Origin of the sequence: Herpetosiphon sp. NSE202 (assembly GCF_042688385.1) — a bacterium.
Taxonomy (GTDB): Bacteria; Chloroflexota; Chloroflexia; order Chloroflexales; family Herpetosiphonaceae; genus Herpetosiphon.
In genome coordinates, this window is sequence record NZ_JBHUPY010000025.1 from 173,774 (window position 1) to 193,223 (window position 19,450).

A 19,450-nucleotide genomic window follows, 5' to 3' on the forward strand; every position below is an offset into this window, starting at 1 on the left:
AGCGAATATATGCAACGGCAGCAAGAATCGCACATTTGGCTCGATCTGATTTGTGCTGGCATCATATTGAGCATTGGCGAAATTCACATTCAAGGCTTGAGCCAAATTCTAACTATCACATTATCAATCGCTGTTTTGATCGTGGGTTATGCAGCAATCAGCAGCTGGGCGTGGCAGCATTCGGCCACGCCAGCCCACGGCCATTTGCAATACGTTCGACGCGATCAGCAAGCAATTAATTATCGTTGGATTAGCGACGAGGAAAACCAATAATGCGTACATTTCTTCGGCCAGCTTTGGCCGCAATCATCTTTAGCGTTTTGACCGGGATTATCTATCCAGCGTTGGTGACAGTAATTGCCCAAGTGGCGTTTCCGAGCCAAGCCAATGGTAGCTTGATTGAGCAAGCAGGCACACAACGTGGCTCAGCCTTAATCGGCCAACAATTTGACCAAGCTGGTTATTTTTGGGGTCGTCTTTCAGCAACCGGCCCAGTGCCCTACAACGCAGCGGCTTCCAGCGGCTCGAACTACGGCCCGCTCAATCCAAGCTTGGCCGAAGCGGTTCAAGCTCGCATTGATGCGCTCAAGGCCGCGGATCCAAATAACTCATTGCCAATTCCGGTCGATTTGGTTACGGCCTCGGCCAGCGGGCTAGACCCTGAAATCTCGCCTGCTGCGGCTAGCTATCAAGTGCAGCGGGTCGCCACGGCACGAGGCCTAACGCCAAGCCAAGTGCAACAATTGGTGGCTCAACATACCAGCCAACCAACGCTTGGGATTTTGGGCGAGCCACGGGTCAATGTGTTGCAATTGAACATGGCGCTTGATCAAATCAAGGCTATCAATTGAGAACCTCATCCGATACCTACAAGGTAGGTTGTTAATCCAGTGTGGTATTTAAACGTTCCCTCACCCCCCAGCCCCCTCTCCCACTGAACGCGGGCGAGGGGAGCACCAGTTTTTATCGATGCATTGCGCAAGAACCACGGCGTTAAAGCCCCTCGCCCGCCACGTGGGAGAGGGGTTGGGGTGAGGGAACCTATAACCTACTCTTGGAAGCCAGCCCCCTCTCCTACAAAAACGCAGGTAAGGGGGAGCTGACCGTTTTTCACCACAGAATGACGAAAGAACCATCGTATTAAAGCCCCTCGCCCGCCGCGTGGGAGAGGGGTTGGGGTGAGGGAACCTATAACCTACTCTTGGAAGCCAGCCCCCTCTCCCACTAAACGCGGGCGAGGGGAGATGGCTAGCGAAAGACTGTGGTTGCATAACGATTTTTGGCGAATCTACCAAATCAAAAGCCCCTCGCCCGCCGCGTGGGAGAGGGGTTGGGGTGAGGGAACCTATAACTAGATAAACTGGGCGGTGATGCTGCGATTGCAATCTTTCAAGGCCAACGGTGGGCCTTCAAAAATAATTTCGCCACCAGCACTGCCACCATCAGGCCCAATATCGATAATCCAATCTGCTTGGCGAATAATATCCAAGTGATGTTCGATCAGAATCACCGTATTCTTAGCATCAACCAAGCTATCGATAATCTGCATCAGCAGGCCAATATCCGAACGGTGCAAGCCAGTTGTTGGCTCATCCATCACATAAACGCTGCCCTTTTTATGTAATTCGGTTGCCAATTTGAGCCGCTGGCCTTCGCCACCAGAGATTGTGCTGAGCGGTTGGCCAAGCTTCAAATAGCTCAAACCAACATCATTCATGGCTTGCAGCACCGGCTTGATCTTCTTTTCGCTGAAGAATTCCAGCGCTTCCTCGGCGGTCATATCAAGCACATCGCTGATCGATTTGCCCCGCAGCTGATATTCGAGCACTTCTGCTTTGAAGCGTTTGCCTTCGCAAATTTCACAAGTTGACGAAATCCCTTCCATAAAGGCTAAATCGGTATACACCAAGCCCAAGCCATTACAATTATCGCAACTGCCTGTTGAATTGAAACTGAATAACGAGGCACTCACACCGTTGGCTTTAGCAAAAGTCTGACGAATATCATCCATAATGCCAGTGTAGGTCGCTGGCGCAGAACGGCTATTGGCGGTAACTTTGGATTGATCGATCACAATTGCATTCGGATGTTGGCTCAAAAAGACTTCGTTAATCAAGGTGCTTTTGCCAGAGCCAGCCACGCCAGTCACCACGGTCAACACACCAGTCGGAATATTAACATTGACATTTTTGAGGTTATGCAAATTTGCATTCACAATTGGCAAATAGCCAGTTGGCGTGCGCGAATGCTGTTTGGTTGGTACGTCCTGTTGCAAATACCTACCAGTCAAGGTATTTGAGCGTTTGAGATCGGCAAAACTGCCCTCGAACACAACTTCGCCGCCGTGCACGCCCGCCCGTGGCCCAATATCGACAATATGGTCGGCAATCGCAATCACATCGGGATCATGCTCAACCACCAGCACGGTATTGCCTTTATCACGCAGTTGTTGCAGCAAGCGATTGAGCCGCGCCACATCGCGCGCATGCAAGCCCACGCTTGGCTCATCGAGAATGTAGAGCATTTCAGTCAAGCTATTGCCAAGATGGCGAATCATTTTGACCCGCTGCGATTCTCCACCAGAGAGCGTGGCGGTTTCGCGGCTCAGACTCAAATAGCCCAAGCCAATATCAACCAGCTGCTGAATGCGCTCCAAGAGCTTTGCCGCCACCCGATCGCCAATCGGATCAGTAAAATCGGCCAAGAAACTCATTAAATCAGTGGCTTCCAAATCGGAAAGTTCGGCAATATTGCGCCCAGCAATCCGACAATTCAGCGCGGCTTGGGTCAAACGCTGGCCATGGCACAGCGGGCAGGTTTGCGAGGTTGTGAATTGCTCAAACACAGCTCGATTGCGATCAGACATCGCGGCAGCATCTTTTTTAACATACATCCGATCAAAGCGTTCGATCAAGCCTTCGTATTTTGAGCTAAATTCGCCCCAAGAAACCTTAATATCTGCGCCATACAAGAAGGCCTGTAGCTCTTGTTCGCTATAATCGCGAATTGGTTTATCGTTATCAAACAAGCCCGAAAGCGGATACATTTTCCACATCATCTTGCCAACCTTGAACTCGGGATGCAAAATTGCACCCTCATTCAGCGATTTGCTGCGGTCGAGCAGTTTATCCATATCAAGCTGCACGGTCTTGCCAATGCCCTCGCATTCTGGGCACATGCCTTGCGGTGTGTTGAACGAAAAGGCATAGCCAGGCCCAACATATGGCTTGCCAACCCGCGAGAAGAGCAAGCGTAACAACACCGCAATATCGGTGTAGGTGCCAACCGTTGAGCGCGAACCGCCGCCAACCCGCTTTTGGTCAATGATAATTGGCGAGTTGAGATGTTCGATTCGTTCAACATCGGGCTGGCCATAATGGGGCAAAAAGCCCTGCACAAAAAAGGTAAAGGTTTCATTGAGTTGGCGTTGGGCCTCGGCAGCAATCGTATCAAACACCAACGACGACTTCCCTGAACCAGAGACTCCGGTAAATACTGTCACCCGCTGTTTAGGAATATTCAAGGAAATATTTTTGAGGTTATTTTCGCGTGCGCCATACACCTCAATAAACGCTCGATCCTGCATCATCAGACTCCTTGATAACTACAAATCTCTGGCCGCTATGTGAATCGTTACGAGCAATCAACTTGCTATCCAAACGATCTAGAGTTATTCTAGAACATAGATGCAAGTCTCGTGAGTTTTAGGCTTTTTTAGGCGCTTTTCACACTCAAATCTCCCATTAAAGCCTCAAGTTCAAGATTAAGGTTTAACATGAAGGTTGAGCGTTATTTTCGTACCATTGATTTGGCGCGAGCGATTAATATCAGTGTTCAGCAAGTGCGCAATTATGAAGCTGAGGGCTTTTTACCTGCTGTCGAACGTGGCCCGAATGGCTATCGCCGTTATACCCAGCAACATATTGCTGCGCTAAACACTGCCCAGTCCATGATCAATGGCTATGGTTGGCGCGCTGCGCAAACAATTATGGCGGCGCTCCACCAGACTGATCATCAAACAGCGTTTAATCTAATTAATCAGCATCACGCCAAGCTCGATAGCATTCGCCAGCAGCTTGATCAGACACTGAGCTTGCTCAAAGCAGTGGCCGACCAATTGCCGCCCAGCCAGCGCCAGCAGCAACGGCTTCTGGTTGGCGAGGCGGCCAAAGCCGTTGGCGTGCCAATTTCGGCCTTGCGGTTTTGGGAGCAACAAGGTCTGTTGCAGCCAATTCGCCAGCAATCGAATAAATATCGCTACTACGATGAGCGGCAGTTGCGCCGTTTGCGCATTATTGTTTTATTACGTCAAGCAAACGCCGATTTTGGCTCGATTCGCACCACCTTAGCAACTCTCGATCAGCAGCAACCCCAACGCGCAGTTGCCGCCATCGAACACCGCCGCGCCGCCTTGGCCCAGCAAAGCTGGGAATGTTTGCAAGCAAACACCAGCTTAGTGAGTTATATTAAGACGTACCTTCCACTAGCGCCACTACCAATTATTTAGTTATTACTTCAAATTATCAAGCAGAGTATAGCACAAACGTTTTATTTATTATTAAGCCTTACGAGGTATTGACAATGCGGATTGTGATTGTTGGTGGCAGCGGTCAGATTGGGCAATTATTAACCAGCTATTGGCGCAATCAAGGCCATAGCGTACAGATTATGGGACGTTCAACAAGCAAGCAGACAACAATCAGTTGGGATGCGGCTCAGCTTGGACCATGGGTCGAGCAACTGGAAGCTAGCGATGTTTTGATTAATCTGACGGGCAAGAGTGTTAATTGCCGCTATACCGCCGCCAATCGCAGCGAGCTTTGGCGTTCGCGAATCGAGACGACACGCTTGCTTGGGCAAGCAATTGCGCAGCTTTCAAAGCCACCTCGGCTCTGGCTGCAAGCGAGCGGTTCAGCTATTTATGCTCATAGCCGTGAGCCACAAACCGAAGCCCAGCATACAATTGGCGGGAATGAAATGCATGCCTCGGCGCGTTGGCAGTTTAATGTTGATCTCGTTAAAGCGTGGGAGGATGCGGCAGTTGCCGCCAAAACTCCGCAGACCCGCAAAATTATGTTGCGCACCAGCATGATGATGAGCCACGATCATGGTGGTGTGTTCGATATTCTTTGTCGTTTAGCACGATTTGGCTTCGGTGGAACAATCGGCAATGGTCAACAATATGTCGCATGGATTCATAGCCACGATCTGGTGCGTGCTATAGCGTGGCTGATTGAACAACCAAACCTAGCAGGGCCAATTAATCTCAGTGCACCCCAACCACTGCCAAATCATCAGTTTATGCTGCATTTACGCCAAGCCTTAGGCATGCGTTTTGGTATGCCTATCCCTAGCCCACTGATGCAGATTGGCGCATGGATGCTGCGCACCGAAGCCGAATTAGTCCTCAAAAGTCGCAATGTGATTCCCCAACGCTTGCTTGAGCATGGATTTCATTTTGAGTATCCAAGCTGGCCTGACGCATTAGCAAACCTCATAAAATTCCCAATTTAGCCAATTTTGCTGAATTTGATTGCAGCATGCAAAAAAAAGCCTGTTTCTGCATCTATATACAGTAGCGACAGATTCGATGGTTTAGCGGAGGAAACGCAATGACTCCAGAGCAAGAAGTACGCTTCAATCAATTATTGGCCGAAATTATCGATCCCCATGCCTCATTGGCAGCAGCAATTCGCGAATTAGAACAGTTAATGGCTATGCTGCAAGAGCAAAATACCATCACTGCTGAGCAAGTGCGTCAAGCCAAAGCGTTGATCAACATTATGCAATTAAGCCTCAGTCAGCAAATTCCCGCCAACCAACGCTTGATTCAGGCCTTAGCTGCAACCCAAAAGTCGGTGGTTGCAGCCACCACCCTAACTCGTTGTGCCTAAGTTTAGTGAGTGAAAAAGGAGTATGTTATGAATGTATACGAATTGCTTGATGATTTATTTTTGAAAATCGATGCCATTAGCATGAGCATCAGCGTCCAAGATCACTTGTCGAATGAGTTAGATACCCAAGTCTGTGCCTGTGCCTATCTTCTATTTGCCACCTTGACCAATCAAATTAAGCCTGATGCGGCGATGACTGCTGTTTTAGAAGGCATGGCGTGCCGCATTACCTTGGCAGACCTCACATTGGCCGCTTAACGATCAAGCAGCAGTAATCGCCCATGATTGCTGCTGCTTTTAATCGATCTATTCAGCTAGGCTGCGCTATTGTTGGGGCACTGCTGCCAACAAATATTCCAATACATCAACCGCGCTAAAGCCCTGCGGATGAATTTCGAGCAAGGCGGCGACAGTTTTAATATCATCACCCAAAGTCACCAAGGGTTGCTCGGTATACTCTTTGCGTTGCTGGGGCATACCAATGTTGGCAAACAAGGCATTGCACAAGCATTTACGGCCCGTCGTGTCGTTAATATCGCCGCCTTTTTTCACGTATTGATCGATTGGCTCAGCTGGGCAGCGAAAGCCCATCGTGCCATCTTCGCGCGGGTAGGCCACCCGCAAATAGCCCAAATCACAGATCCGTGGGCGTTCTTTGTAGGTCGGCTCTAAGGCGAGGGTCGTATTCAACTCGGCCACCTTGAAGGGAAAGCCGGTTGGCGAAGCCAAGGCATCAGTAAAAATCGTCAGGCTATCGTTGGCAATATCATGCAAAAGCGATTGACGAATTTCAGGGCTAAAGCCTGAGTCGTTCGAGAGCGCAAATGCAGTGCCAACTTGAATGCCAACCGCGCCACTAGCCAAGGCTTCAGCCAAACGCTCAGGCGAGCCATACGAACCAGCCATCCAGAAGGGCAAGCCTAAATCCTGCAATTTGACCAAATCGACCACATCGCGTTGACCATAGACTGGCTCGCCGCGTTCGTTAAAGACTGGTTGGCCGCGTGGCGGCGCATTATGGCCCCCAGCCGTTGGGCCTTCGACGATAAAGCCATTGACCTTGCCAGTGGCTTTTTTGGCCAAAGCAATCGCCAAGGTATTCGAGGCAATAATTGCCAAAAATGCTGGGCGCTTGAGCGTAGCAGGTGGATTATCAAACATTTGCTTGGGATCAAAATGGACAGCTAATTTATCGTCAGCCCCAGCTTGCTCAACGTAAATATTCAGGCTAGCAGCCTCGCCAACTGAAAACTGATCAAGCACGCCTGGGATTTCGCGCGGAATGCCCGCGCCCATCAGCACATAATCAACATTGGCCAACATTGCGCCATACAAGGCCGATAAATTGGGCATTTGCACTTTTTCCAGCAAGTTGATCCCAACCACGCCCTCGTGGCCTTCCTTGGCCAACCACACTTCGACAAACGAAGCCACAACATTCAAAATCTGCCATTCATTTGATGGGACGGCAGTATACATCGGCACAGCCCGATATGGCTGATCGGCAGGCTTGCCACCTTCGATAAAATAGCGTTCGAGAATGCGCTCGACATAGCCAGCAATCGGAAAATGCGCTAGCGCTCGGCGCATCGCTCCATCATGATCGCCCTCTTGCAAACGCCGAGCAAGCACTACATTGATCCCAGTCCCAGAAACTACACCAAGTTGACCTGCGCTTGCAACGGCCTTGGCTAGCCGCCAATCAGATACGGCGACACCCATGCCGCCTTGAATTACAATGGGAAAACGCATGAGGCTGCTCCATGTTTAGTAAGCTATTGCGTGATTGTATGCTATCCTAATAGCCACAACGTAGTGAATTATAGCCCCTTGTGGCATATTTCTCTACAATGCAGTGCGTCAAATGCATTGCAAACAACCTAAAACGTGGTATAGTTGCGCCGTTTTGATAACCCATGTATGGAGGAATTCCCTGTGAATATTTGGCATGATGTGCCATTTGGCGACGATGCGCCAGAAATTATTAACGTAGTGATTGAAATTCCCCGTGGCTCACGCAATAAGTATGAAATCGATAAAGATACCGGTTTGGTCAAGCTTGATCGGGTGCTTTCATCAGCCGTCTATTATCCAGGCGATTATGGCTTAATTCCTCAAACCTATTGCGATGATGGCGATCCATTAGATGTGATTTTGCTGATCAACTTCCCAACCTTCCCTGGCTGCTTGATTGAAGCACGCCCAGTTGGCGTGTTTGGCATGATCGACGGCGGCGAAAACGACGATAAAATTCTCGCCGTTCCAGCCAACGACCCCTACTTTGCCAATATCAAAGATTTGGGCGATGTGCCGCCACACTTCATCAAAGAAGTAACCCAATTCTTTGCCTCATACAAAGCCTTAGAAAACAAAACTGTTGAAGTTGGCGAATGGCAAGGTGCCGAAGCCGCCAAGCAACGAATCCAAGATTCAATTCAACTCTACAACGATAATTTCCGCAAGCCTGAGTAGGTTTGCGGGATCAGGATTCAGGGGCTAGGGTTCAGGATTGAGCAGTACGCAGGGTTTATTTTGCCCTGCGTACTCTGTTTAAAGCTGCTTGCATTAGCCCTATAGCAGACTTTCATATTAGGAAGTACATCCCTACCTTAGTCTCTACACAACAGTATAGGCGATCTATGATAGATCACCTATTTCATATTAGGAAGTACATCCCTACCTTAGTCTCTACGCTTTCGACTATTAATCAAATAAGCACACTGATCGGCAACCTCTGGAAAGCGCTGGGCAACCATTTCCAACACCTGATACATCTCGGCAGCCTCAATAAAGGGATAGGTATCTTGGGCAAGAGCAATTTGGATACGCCGCAAATTCGTTCCTTCGCGCAACCAACTCTCGGTCGTTCGCAACAAGGCTGAGCCTTCATCACTCGTCCACCAACTCAGAATCTCGTACAAGACCGCCACTACCTTCCAAGGCCAGGTGTGCGAAATCGCCTCATCGAGACGCTCAGCCAACCGCTCCTCCCCTGCATCTTCTATGAGCCGACTCACCCACATCACAATAAGCCCCTTGTCACCATCCGGATGCTCTGCCTGAATCGTGCGCAAGGTTTGCTCAAGAATCTCCTGATTCATCAATCACCTCCAGAATTTCTTTCGTCTATTCATTATAGGATAGCAATCAGGAACTTAGTGATTAGAAGTTGTTTGAACGCAAATGCGAAGAACACGAGATTCTCTACGAATATTACTATAAACCTATAGAAAGAAGCCCCTCACCCGCGTGCAGTGGGAGAGGGGGTTGGGGTGAGGAAATGAACCTTGCACTAGCTTAAACTACGATCTTGAGCGCCGAATTTTCTGATAGACCTGAATCGCACTTTGGGTCACCGCCGCGGTGCTTTGGCCAGGAAACGTACTATCGCCCACCAGCCATAAACCATTAATCTTCGCAGCTTGCGGCCCTAAACTCAACAAGCCCGAAATTGAGCGCCACTGCGGCAAACCGCCAACCATGCCCCGCTTGCGTTGGGTATAGCGCGCAAACGACACTGGCGTGCCAATTTGTTGATAGCGAAGATGCTGGCGAATTGTAGGCAGCGCCAGTTCAACCGTATCGAGCATGCGCTCAGCCATCGCCTCTTTTTCAGCCCGATAACGTGCAGGATCAGTTTGCCGCCAATGCCACCAGCGACTTACATTAGTATGAGTTGAAACAGTCATAGCGCGTTGGCCCTGCGGCGCACGCGAACGATCGGCGGCAGGGTGTAACGAAATAAAGACGCTATTGGCTTCGCCCAGCGCTTGAGCATAATCAGCAATAATTTGGTGGTGCTCAGCCAAACCTTGGGGAATTGCCGCCTCGTCGATGCCCAAATAGAGCGTTGTTGCCCCCCAACCTTGCGGAACTGCTTCAATCCTGCGACGCAACAGCCAACTTGGCGGCTGATCAAGTAAGTCAGCCAAATCCCACATGGTTGTATTAGCAATCACATGCCGCGCCCGCAAACGCTCGCCGTGTTCAGTCATCACGCCCACAATTTGGCCGCGATCAGTCTGAATTTGGCTAACTTTTTGGCGATAGCGAATTTCGCCGCCGGCTTTGATCAAGGCTTGCTCAAGCGTTCTGGCCAAATTCCAAGCGCCGCCTTCCACGTAGTAGGTGCCAATGCGCGCCAAATCGAGCGCAACCGCGCCATAGAGCCAAGCGCATTCAGCATTGCTACTTTGGGCGCTAATCAATAATTGACCATCGATAAAAGCGTGCATACGCCGATCATCAACCTTATGTCGATCTAAAACGTGTTTGACTGTGCGTGGTAGGGCTGGCAGCAAATGCAGCATTTCAGGCCGAATTGTGCTCGCCAAGAGGCCCAAATCTGCCAGCGATTCAGGCGGCATCGGCGGCATACGCCCAGCAAAACGCCAAGCGATCTCGGCCAACTGTTCTTGCTCGCGCCAAAATTGCTCTGCTTCCCATGCTTGGCTTGGGCAAAGCCGCTGACGCTCTGCACGCCAACGCTCATCGCCCCAACGCGTTACCCGCAGATCGGGCAACCACACCTCCATGGCTGGGTTGAGAGGCTGAATTGGCCAGCTTAAGCCCAATTTTTGACCAAGCCAATGATGCGCACCGCCAGGCCGAAAACCAGCAAAAACGGTTGCGCCAACATCAAAAATATACTGATCGCCATTGGGGCGTTTGCGTTGATAGGAAGAAGCACAGCCACCAGGCTCGATATGCGCCTCAAGCACGAGCACGCGGTAGCCATCGTTGGCTAAGAGGGCGGCGGCAGACAAACCTGCAATGCCTGCGCCAATCACAATCAAATCATAATCCATCGCCAATTCCCCAGCTAGATCGTACAGGCTATGCTACGTGAGAAATCAGCGTGTGGTTTAATACAAATCCCAAATCGTTTCGCCACGCAAAATCCGCACAATATAATCGGGAAAAGTTTTAACTGAGACCGGTTTCGCTACAAACCCATCAAAGCCAGCCAAGCGCATCTTTTCAACATCTTCGCGGCTGCTATAGGCCGACATCGCGACAATTTTGGTGCGCTTGAAATCGGGCAAGACGTGTAACTTTTGCAGCACCATGTAACCATTCTCTCGCGGGATGCGAATATCCAGTAAAATCAGGTCGAGCATTCCTAAGGAGGGGTTTTGTTGAACTTGCGGCGAACTTAGCCAATTAAAAAAGGCATCGCCAGAGGCGCGAGCATTACAATAGGCCACTTGAACCCGCTCACGCAGCAGCAACAAAGCCAAATTCATACTATCAACGTTATCTTCAATCACCATAACTTTGGCCTGGGTTGGAGCGACGCTGGTTGGTTTTGGCCGAAGAGCAGCACCTACCATATGAGAACCTCCGAATGGATTGGCTATCGATCGCATGGCATCAGCGAGACAAATAATAATTATGGGTGATGCCACTATCCCCCCAAAGTAGCAGTTTTACTACTACTATCTCATCCCTTGGGGTTAAATTTGCCTGAAACTCAGCAATAAATCAAGAGCCTAGGATAAAATGGGGACTTTTAGGCTAGGTCGCTCGTTCGAGATTGGGTGTGAAATTGGAGCACTGGTGGGCAGAGGCAAGCTTGGTTCGCAACGTAACCAATGGTTTATGCGTAGCAAGACAGGCCTCGCAACCCCAACCAAGGTTTATTAGGAGGATTGGATGCACGATACTATGACTAGCACAGCCCTCTATACGGCGTGCTTTGAACACGATTCGCTCGCGCAACACGAGGCCTATACAACGCTTTGGCATATGCTGTATCGCGTGGCCTACGCCATGTTGCACGCCTACCCCGATGGCGATGCCATTACCACCGATTGCACCCAAAAAGCCTTGATCAAAATTCATCGCAATCTTGGGCAATGCCAAAATCCAGCTACCTTCCGCGAATGGTGTATGCAAATTGTCCGCCGCACGGTGCTCGACGAGCTACGCCGCCCTGAACATCGCCGCCGTGCCAGCATGCCCGATGCTGAACATGGGCCATGGGCCGCCCCAATCGAAACCTTGCAACTTGATGATCTGCGCGGTATCTTAACCGAGGTCATTGATGCCGGGCCGCTCAGCGCCCGTTCGCGCCGCGTAGTAGTTGGGCGCTATTTCAGCGAGCAAAATGATGATCTGCTGGCCCAAACCGAAAGTGAATTAGCCCAAAAACCTGTTTTAGCCTCGCACATTCAGGTAACTCGGGCCAAAAATTTGGCAGCCTTGCGCCGCGATCCTGCATTAATTGCCCGCTTGCGCGAATTTGTCGAAGAAGGATAGGTCGAGGCGCTTGCATGCGTCTCCATGCTGAAGCCGCTGATTAGTTGTAGTAGGAACGTTCTATGAATCAAGCAAACTGGAGCCAGAATGCCATGCAGCATTTGGTACAAACCTTGGTCGCGCCAGTTGATCAACACGCATGCGACACATGCTGCGATCAACTGGCCATCTATACTGAGCGCAACCAGCGCATCGCCCAACAATACTTACCACCCAGCATCCAACAACACTTAGATGCCTGCGTGAGCTGCGCGGAATATTTCGCCGCCCTCGATCGCTCTTTTACCGCTGTCGACAACGATTTGCCAGTGCCAGCCCCAGATTTAGGCTTTTTGCAGCAAGCGCCAAGTTGGTACGAGCGGGTTGCTGCAGCCCTAGCCTTGGTTGGCAAAAATATCCAAATCAGCCTCAATCAAAGCTTGCTCGATGGCTTTACCGCGTTGCAACCAGTCCAGCCAGCCTTGCGCGGCGAAACCAATCAGCCATTGCAATTGACCTTCACGCCAAGCATTCAACCGTTGCGTGAGATCAATTTGGCAATTTACCCTGCTGAAGCGAATGTTTGCCGCGTGCGGGTGCAAGTGCAACTCCACGACCGTGAATGGCCCGATTTGGCTCAGATTGGCGTGCATTTGATCGCCGCCTCAGGCCGCCAAAGCAGCGAAACCGACGTTTGGGGCGAAGCAGTCTTTAGCGATGTTCAAGCAGCTGATGTTGCTGGCTTAACTTTAGAAATCGAGTTGCCAACTCCAATCAACTGATAGCCCGCCCAATAATGAGGATCGGCAAACGGGTATTCACCCTGCTGGCTTGGCGCAAGCGGGATGCTTACCTGTGCTTCAGGCATGCTGCGAATCTGTTGAATCGCATGCTGAAGTGCTTCTGCTGGCTCAAATTCCGCTTGCAAGGCCTGATAAAACAACTGCATCAAGACCGCACTTGCCACATCATCAACTGGCCAGAGCGTCACCAAAACCGCCCGTGCCCCGACCGCCAAAAACGCCCGCACCAAGCCAAACGGCTCATCGCCACGCACAATTTCGCTCACACCACTTTGACAAGCACTCAACACCACCAAGTCCGCATCCAACTGCCAGTTGGTCAGAATATCCAAGGCCGAAACTGTCTGATTTGGGCCAAATTGTAGCCACGAGGCCAATGGTTGGTCAAGCACAAACACGCCATGACAGGCAATATGCACAATTCGATAATCGCCCAGCTGCTGATCGATATTTGGCGCTGGCAGCGGATAATGTTGGCCACCAAGTGCCGCTACCGCTGCTGATGCCTCAGCATGAGTATGCACCAAGGCTGGCTCAACCCCACCCGCATAGCTCAAGGCCACACATGGCGCGCTGGCTTGGCTTGGTTGGCGTTGGCTTAATTGGAGATAACTGGCAGCGCTGGGAATCGTGGTTGTGGGCAGATCAAGCCCAAGCTCGCCCAGCAAAAGTGCATTCCACGGCACATGATGCAAAGCGCCATGCGGCACAACCAGCACATGCTGCGCCTGTTGCAAGAAATTTTGGGCTGGGCCAAGGAGACGTTGGGCGAGACGTTGCAAAATCGCTGGGCGCAAAAAGCGTCGCCCATCACACTGAAACGGTGAAGTTGCCAAGAGAATATTTGGGTCGACCTGGCAATTGAAGGCTTGAACTTCATCGGTCGTAATGGCAAACAGCCAAGTTGCTGCTGGTTGAATTAACAAACTGCGCAAGGCCTTAGCCGTCGTTGGTAACGCCGCCAAGAGGCTGGCCTCCGGCCCAACCGCGCCAAGTGTCATATAATCGAGCATCAGGCTGCCCTGTGCCAAGCCCTGTTGCAAATCGCTAAGGCTGGGAATCGTGCCAAATGCTTGATTGGTTTGGCCATTGCGGGCAAGTAAATCGTTGAGCGCCCGTGCTCGCGCTTTTTCAGCCATCAAAAAGGCTTGTTCAAGCTTATCTTGAGCCAAATAGGCCGCAATCGCGCCTTCGTAGACTTGTTGCCAACGCCCCATCAAGCTAATTTGCAGGCTTTCAGCCAAAATTGGCGCACGCATTGCCTCAATCAAATCAATCGCTTGCAGATAATGCTGCTCAGCTTGATGATGATCGTTACGCGCTGCCGCAACTTGGCCTAAGCGAAACCATACCAAGGCCGCAATTTCTTGACGCTCAACACTTTCAACCAAATCGAGTGCTTGGCGATAGGCGCTTTCCGCTTGTTCAAACATGCCCTCGACATGCCAGGCCAAGCCATAATTCAAATAGGCATCGATATGATAGACGCGGCTGCTCATCTGAGCTAAGGCTTGCTCAAAATGCTGGCGTGCTGCTGCATATTGGCCTTGCAACAAGGCTAATTCGCCAAGATTATTGGCAATTCGGCCAAGAAAATCGGTGGCATTTTCTGCTTGCAAAATGGCTTCGGCCTGCTCAAAGTGGCTCAGCGATTGCGCCCAATTACCACGATCACGGGCCAATAAGCCCAAATTGATCAGCACCAACGCCTGAGGGTAGAGCAGATTTTGAGCTTGCAAGGTCGCCAAACTACTATTCAAGCAGCGTTCAGCAGCGCGATATTCTTGCAAATGGTAGCGCAAACTGCCTTCATTCAGCAGCACATAGGCTTGACGCACCGGATCAGCCTGGGCTTCCCAAAGTGCAAAACTAGCCTGATAATTGGCCAACGCCCGATCGTAGTTGCCGCTATAACGGGCAAAGGTTGCATCGGAGTTCAGCGCGCGTCCGCGAATCATCGGCTCAAGATCTGGTTGTGCCAATAATTGGCTGAGCAACGTACATGCTTCTGCATATTGATCACGCAGGCCAGCAGCAAGCCCACGATAATACTCCAACAGCTGGCGATCAGCAGTGCTTGGCGCTAATTCAGTGGGAATTTGCTTGACCAAATCGGCTAATTCATGCGGCGCTTGGCGAATCAGCAGTTCGGCAACGGTTCGCAAATCGGCAAATAAACGGGTTGCCAGCGCAGGATTTTGCGCAGCTTGGGCCAATTCAGCAGCAATTAATTGCTGATAAGCAGCCCGCAATGCTGCTGGCTCAGCTTGGAGTTGTTCGCGGCGCTCAGCAGGAATCTGCCAGCCATCGGCGGTCGTTTGCAACCAACCAGCGGCTTGGAGTTGGGCGACGCTTGGTGCGGCTGGAGCAATTAGCGGCCACAGCTCAGGATCAAACGGTTCAAACACCAATAAGAGTGCGCGATGCGCAAACTCAGCATCGAGGGCAGTCATAGCAACCTCCTACAGAAAGAATTTAGCCGCACGTCCGTCTTTATCTATGTAACAGATGTAACGCTCTTTTTACGGAATTAATTAAAGGAGTTGAGTGTATGTTTTGGCGCAAATTTAGCTTAGTCCTCATCAGCAGTTTATGTTTGACCCTGCTGATGACCCCAAATCAACCACATGCTGCGAATGCGAGCAGCCCTTTTGAAAGCATTCATTTAATTGTTTCACTCGAATGGCAGCCAGGCCAACAAGATCTTTTACGCCCAACTGAGGGCAGCACATGCAAAGATCTTACGTACACAGCCATGCAAGATGTGCTCGAAACCGCGCTGCAAGAAACCAGCAAAACCTTGTATCAAGCGACCCAAGGCCAAGTTTGGGTCGAGCAATATTCGGTCTATACCAATGGCGAACATTGGAACGACGCTGATATTCGGATTTTGGCCAGCAACGAGTATCGCCCAACCGCTTTTTTGGGCGGCTTTGAAAATAGCCTCCGTACCGTCAACACCCAAGCAGGCAAAGTGCATTTTGTGCCCGCCGCAATTATGCTTGGGCGCTTGTGGAACGGCATCAATGCCCGTTGTGGCCTCTGGTCAGATGTTTCTGGCAGCCAAACGATCAGCCATGAGCTTGGCCACCATATTTTGGGCCTGCACGATGGCTATGCGCCCGATTTGAACACTGCCAATTATACCTATTGTAGTTCAACCAGTAACGACCTTAGTACTGAGATGCCACGCAATCGGACAAACCATAATTCCCTGATGTCGTATCACTATAGCGCCAGCAACTTGCGCGGTTTCTCACGCACTGCGTATCATTGCGATCAAACGCCACAAGATTTAATGTATGGGCTGAATGATTGGAAAACGGTGGAAATGCTCTATGGTTTAGTGCCAAGCAGCACGCCCAGCATTATGCAGCCCCAAGGCACGGCAATTGTCAATTTCATGCCCAGTAGCGCAAAAGGCACTAGCAGCATCGTTGAATACAATGGAGCCAACGATAATCAAGCCCTCGGGTTTAGCATCAAAGGCGATTTAGCCAGCCCGCAACAGATTATTGATCAAGGGACGCTGCAAGCCAACAAGCAAGAAGCCTGGTTGGGCATCGATACCTCGGCCAAAGATCGCGCCCTAATTTTGGCCCGCGATTGGCACAATAAAACAGTCTATTCAATCTACCCAAACCAAAATATCTTAGCCGCTAAAAACGACTTTAGCTTGGTGAATCAGCGCTGGGTTGCCAATTTACAAATCAAGCCAATGCTCAATACCAACAGCACATTGCCACAAATTAATGCGATTGAGGTTAAAGGCCAGGAATGTGGCGTTCATGGTAAAAAAGTAAACTTAGCGTTTTGTCCTGCTGGTGGCAAGTGCCGCACAATTGCAGGGCTTGATATTAGCAACACTGGCAGTTTTGGCACGACCTTCCAATTACGAGCCGATGAAATTGCTGGGTTAGCTAGCTATCACAATTATATTTATGCCTATAGCACCGATTTCAACACACCAATTGCTACCTGGTATCAAATTGCTGGTGGTTTTGGGCCAGCAACTGCCGAAATTCATGCGCCAATTGCTGATGGTGGGGTTGGCCTCGATCTTCAAACCCAAGTTGCTGATGATATTACTGGCACAACCATCGCCGTATATCAACCAGCGCCATTATGCACCAACCTGAACAATCTCCAAAATTACACGATCAAACAATGGCCAATGTTAATTCAGCCCTATCTAATTCGCGATAAACGTTTATTAGCTTGGTCTGGCAACCAACCACCGCTGTACGCGCAATTGAGCTATGATCCAAGCGCATTCAGTAGCAATGGCCCAACTGTTTTGGTCTACAATCCTGCCAATCCAACCGCTGGCTGGAATGCGGTGCCAATTGTCGCCACCAGCCCAGAATTAGGCTTATTGACCGTCGATTTACGCACCTACTACAGCCAAGGCTTGGTCTACGCTTTAGCTGAATAACGCAAAAAGGCCGTGGGTTTGCAATAAACCCACGGCCTTGCACAATCAGAGTTTAGCTTTTGACAGCTTCCAAACGCTTCGCGCGAATCAACGAAGCGCCAATTGCGACAACGATAATTGAGGCCACCACACCCAACGCAAGTCCTGAAGGAATTTTGAATGCGGTTTCGACCAAGAGCATCTTGACACCCACAAAGCTAAGCACAAAGGCCAAACCAAGCTTGAGATAATGGAACTTGTGCACCATTCCAGCCAATACAAAGTAGAGCGAACGCAAGCCCAAAATCGCAAATACATTCGCGGTATAGACCAAAAACGGCTCTTGGGTCACTGCAAAGATTGCCGGAATCGAATCGACAGCAAAGATCAAGTCGGTCGCTTCAATCATCAACAGCACCAAAAACAGCGGCGTTGCCATCAAAACGCCAGCTTTGCGCACAAAGAATTTATCTTCATGGTATTCATCAGTTACTGGCATCAAACGGCGAAAGCTGCGCACCAAAATATTGTTCTTTGGATCAAGCGTTTGCTCCTGATGCAATGCCATCTTGATGCCCGTTACAATCAGAAACGCACCGAAAATGTAGATAATCCAGTGGAATTCGCGAATCAAGGCCGCGCCAGCGCCAATCATGGCTCCGCGCATCACCAAGGCTCCAAGCACACCCCAGAACAACACGCGATGCTGATATTTGGCTGGCACAGCAAAGCTGCCGAACACCAACACAAACACAAAAATGTTGTCGATACTGAGCGATTTTTCAATCAGATAGCCGGTCATAAAGGCGAGGGCTGCTTCGCCGTTGGTATAGCTACTTGTAGGAACGAGCTGCTGCCAAAAGAGGTAAATCCCGAGGTTGAAAAGCGCTGCTAAGCCAATCCAGGCCACACTCCACAAGGTCGCTTCTTTGATTGAAACCTCGTGCGCTGAGCGATGAAACACGCCTAAATCGAGCGCCAGCATGGCCAAAACAAAAACGTTAAAGCCAATCCACATCCAAACCATCGTATCCATTGTGAAATTGCCTCCTGCAAGGCCGTGGTTGGTCGACACAAAAAAACCAACACGGCAATCAAAGCCAATGTTGGTCTGACCAAATTACGCAGTGCGTATTGTTTGCAACCGAGAAATTGCTTCTGGATTGACGATTGCAAACCCTGTTGATGCAGGTGGCTACTCCCCAACGGAACGTATAGATATATAGTATCAATACTTTTGGATTTGTCAAGGGGGATTGTGATATTAGTTGAGCATTTTGCTTAGCAATTCTCGGCCATAAGGCTTAATCGAATCTGAGCTTGCCATGCTATAGTAGGAGCCGTTTGATTTATGAGGAGAAACAATGGGCATTCGACTGCACTTTTATTGTGTGCCGCCCGAAGGGCTACGCGCGCTAATCCTTGAACATATTGAACTATTCGTAGTTTGGTTTGAAGATCTGCAAGGAGAGTATCCTGATGAGTTTCCAGCCGATGTATTGCATCTTGCTAAGCAAATTGAGCGCGATGGCGTAGCAGCATTGCACGCGACAACTAGCGAACAAGCAGCCCTAGTAGATAATTTTGTGATGTTTTTTTGCGTTGATTTTGATAATAATTATGCATTCCTTAAATCGGCGAGTGAAAGTTGGATCAAAAGCTATCATTATCGTGACTGTAGGCTATGGCTTGAAGTCCATTGCTCACCAGCATCTGAAAAATTGTGGATGTTTATGCTCGAAGGACGTGGAATTGAGCGTAATTCAGAGCAATTGCCATTTGAATATGAACCACATGAACGTGGTAGCATAGCCTATTGGACAGCGCAAGAATGCATTGCAATGCTGCATGAACTGATGCCCCTAACGATTTCGGAAGCGGAACCAACGTTTTGTGTGCGAATTGTGCGTGAAGCTTTGCAAACAGTCGTTGATCAACAAGCTTCAATGCTGATCCTTGTCAACTAAGCTAAAACACAAACCCGCCACTGAGTTTTTCACCCAGTGGCGGGTTTATTTGGAGTGGTACGCATCCCCCTACGTTCCCACAGCGGGTGCTGCAGTAGCCTCGGTGTGTGTCGCGTTCACGGCCTGGTTCGG

The 19,450-nt window shown here is 50.1% G+C and carries 18 protein-coding genes; 11 read left to right on the forward strand and 7 right to left on the reverse strand.

Annotation, left to right across the window (positions count from 1 at the left end; translation table 11 throughout):
* Positions 1–9 precede the first annotated feature (9 nt).
* Positions 10–273: a hypothetical protein gene (locus ACFMKP_RS23285; protein ID WP_382295820.1), complete on the forward strand. Its 264-nt coding sequence runs from the start codon at positions 10–12 to the stop codon at positions 271–273.
* A complete protein-coding gene (gene kdpC / locus ACFMKP_RS23290; RefSeq protein ID WP_382295823.1) occupies positions 273–851 on the forward strand; it encodes a potassium-transporting ATPase subunit KdpC in 579 nt (192 codons plus the stop codon). The genes ACFMKP_RS23285 and kdpC overlap by 1 nt, the downstream gene beginning before the upstream one ends.
* Positions 852–1,351: 500 nt before the next feature.
* On the opposite strand, the gene ACFMKP_RS23295 is transcribed toward kdpC, so the two are convergent.
* Positions 1,352–3,589 (reverse strand): ATP-binding cassette domain-containing protein, encoded by a 2,238-nt coding sequence (locus ACFMKP_RS23295; protein ID WP_382295826.1) that lies wholly within the window; start codon positions 3,587–3,589, stop codon positions 1,352–1,354.
* A gap of 186 nt (positions 3,590–3,775) precedes the next feature.
* On the opposite strand from ACFMKP_RS23295, the gene ACFMKP_RS23300 reads away from it, so the two are divergent.
* The 4 genes from ACFMKP_RS23300 (at position 3,776) to ACFMKP_RS23315 (ending at position 6,152) form a co-directional block, all read left to right on the forward strand.
* Positions 3,776–4,507: a MerR family transcriptional regulator gene (locus ACFMKP_RS23300; protein ID WP_382295829.1), complete on the forward strand. Its 732-nt coding sequence runs from the start codon at positions 3,776–3,778 to the stop codon at positions 4,505–4,507.
* A gap of 74 nt (positions 4,508–4,581) precedes the next feature.
* Positions 4,582–5,514 (forward strand): TIGR01777 family oxidoreductase, encoded by a 933-nt coding sequence (locus ACFMKP_RS23305; protein WP_382295832.1) that lies wholly within the window; start codon positions 4,582–4,584, stop codon positions 5,512–5,514.
* A 98-nt stretch (positions 5,515–5,612) separates the two neighbouring features.
* Positions 5,613–5,894 (forward strand): hypothetical protein, encoded by a 282-nt coding sequence (locus ACFMKP_RS23310; protein WP_382295834.1) that lies wholly within the window; start codon positions 5,613–5,615, stop codon positions 5,892–5,894.
* Between the two features lie 27 nt (positions 5,895–5,921).
* Positions 5,922–6,152: a hypothetical protein gene (locus ACFMKP_RS23315; protein WP_382295837.1), complete on the forward strand. Its 231-nt coding sequence runs from the start codon at positions 5,922–5,924 to the stop codon at positions 6,150–6,152.
* 66 nt (positions 6,153–6,218) lie between these two features.
* Here ACFMKP_RS23315 and ACFMKP_RS23320 read toward each other — a convergent pair whose 3' ends face one another.
* A complete protein-coding gene (locus ACFMKP_RS23320) occupies positions 6,219–7,646 on the reverse strand; it encodes a nitronate monooxygenase (protein WP_382295840.1) in 1,428 nt (475 codons plus the stop codon).
* Between the two features lie 183 nt (positions 7,647–7,829).
* Here ACFMKP_RS23320 and ACFMKP_RS23325 point away from each other — a divergent pair, with 183 nt between their 5' ends.
* On the forward strand, positions 7,830–8,366 hold the full coding sequence (locus ACFMKP_RS23325) for an inorganic diphosphatase (protein WP_152976525.1): 537 nt from the start codon (positions 7,830–7,832) through the stop codon (positions 8,364–8,366).
* A 209-nt stretch (positions 8,367–8,575) separates the two neighbouring features.
* Here the strand turns inward: ACFMKP_RS23325 and ACFMKP_RS23330 are convergent, their stop codons facing one another.
* From ACFMKP_RS23330 to ACFMKP_RS23340, 3 genes are all read right to left on the reverse strand, one after another.
* Positions 8,576–8,995, reverse strand: coding sequence for a hypothetical protein (locus ACFMKP_RS23330; protein ID WP_382295843.1), 420 nt, complete (start codon positions 8,993–8,995; stop codon positions 8,576–8,578).
* Positions 8,996–9,196: 201 nt separating this feature from the next.
* Positions 9,197–10,702: an FAD-dependent oxidoreductase gene (locus ACFMKP_RS23335; RefSeq protein ID WP_382295846.1), complete on the reverse strand. Its 1,506-nt coding sequence runs from the start codon at positions 10,700–10,702 to the stop codon at positions 9,197–9,199.
* Between the two features lie 57 nt (positions 10,703–10,759).
* Positions 10,760–11,227: a response regulator gene (locus ACFMKP_RS23340; protein ID WP_382295849.1), complete on the reverse strand. Its 468-nt coding sequence runs from the start codon at positions 11,225–11,227 to the stop codon at positions 10,760–10,762.
* A gap of 322 nt (positions 11,228–11,549) precedes the next feature.
* Between ACFMKP_RS23340 and ACFMKP_RS23345 the strand changes: the two genes are divergently transcribed.
* Both ACFMKP_RS23345 and ACFMKP_RS23350 read left to right on the forward strand, forming a co-directional pair.
* A complete protein-coding gene (locus tag ACFMKP_RS23345; protein ID WP_382295852.1) occupies positions 11,550–12,155 on the forward strand; it encodes an RNA polymerase sigma factor in 606 nt (201 codons plus the stop codon).
* A 62-nt stretch (positions 12,156–12,217) separates the two neighbouring features.
* Positions 12,218–12,916 (forward strand): hypothetical protein, encoded by a 699-nt coding sequence (locus ACFMKP_RS23350; RefSeq protein ID WP_382295854.1) that lies wholly within the window; start codon positions 12,218–12,220, stop codon positions 12,914–12,916.
* On the opposite strand, the gene ACFMKP_RS23355 is transcribed toward ACFMKP_RS23350, so the two are convergent.
* Entirely contained in the window at positions 12,856–15,390 is a 2,535-nt protein-coding gene (locus ACFMKP_RS23355; protein WP_382295857.1) for a CHAT domain-containing protein, read from the reverse strand. The two genes, ACFMKP_RS23350 and ACFMKP_RS23355, sit on opposite strands and share 61 nt — an antisense overlap.
* A gap of 98 nt (positions 15,391–15,488) precedes the next feature.
* On the opposite strand from ACFMKP_RS23355, the gene ACFMKP_RS23360 reads away from it, so the two are divergent.
* On the forward strand, positions 15,489–17,372 hold the full coding sequence (locus ACFMKP_RS23360; RefSeq protein WP_382295860.1) for a hypothetical protein: 1,884 nt from the start codon (positions 15,489–15,491) through the stop codon (positions 17,370–17,372).
* A 52-nt stretch (positions 17,373–17,424) separates the two neighbouring features.
* Here ACFMKP_RS23360 and ACFMKP_RS23365 read toward each other — a convergent pair whose 3' ends face one another.
* On the reverse strand, positions 17,425–18,387 hold the full coding sequence (locus ACFMKP_RS23365; RefSeq protein WP_382295862.1) for a TerC family protein: 963 nt from the start codon (positions 18,385–18,387) through the stop codon (positions 17,425–17,427).
* Between the two features lie 328 nt (positions 18,388–18,715).
* On the opposite strand from ACFMKP_RS23365, the gene ACFMKP_RS23370 reads away from it, so the two are divergent.
* Positions 18,716–19,318: a hypothetical protein gene (locus ACFMKP_RS23370; RefSeq protein WP_382295865.1), complete on the forward strand. Its 603-nt coding sequence runs from the start codon at positions 18,716–18,718 to the stop codon at positions 19,316–19,318.
* Positions 19,319–19,450: the final 132 nt, after the last annotated feature.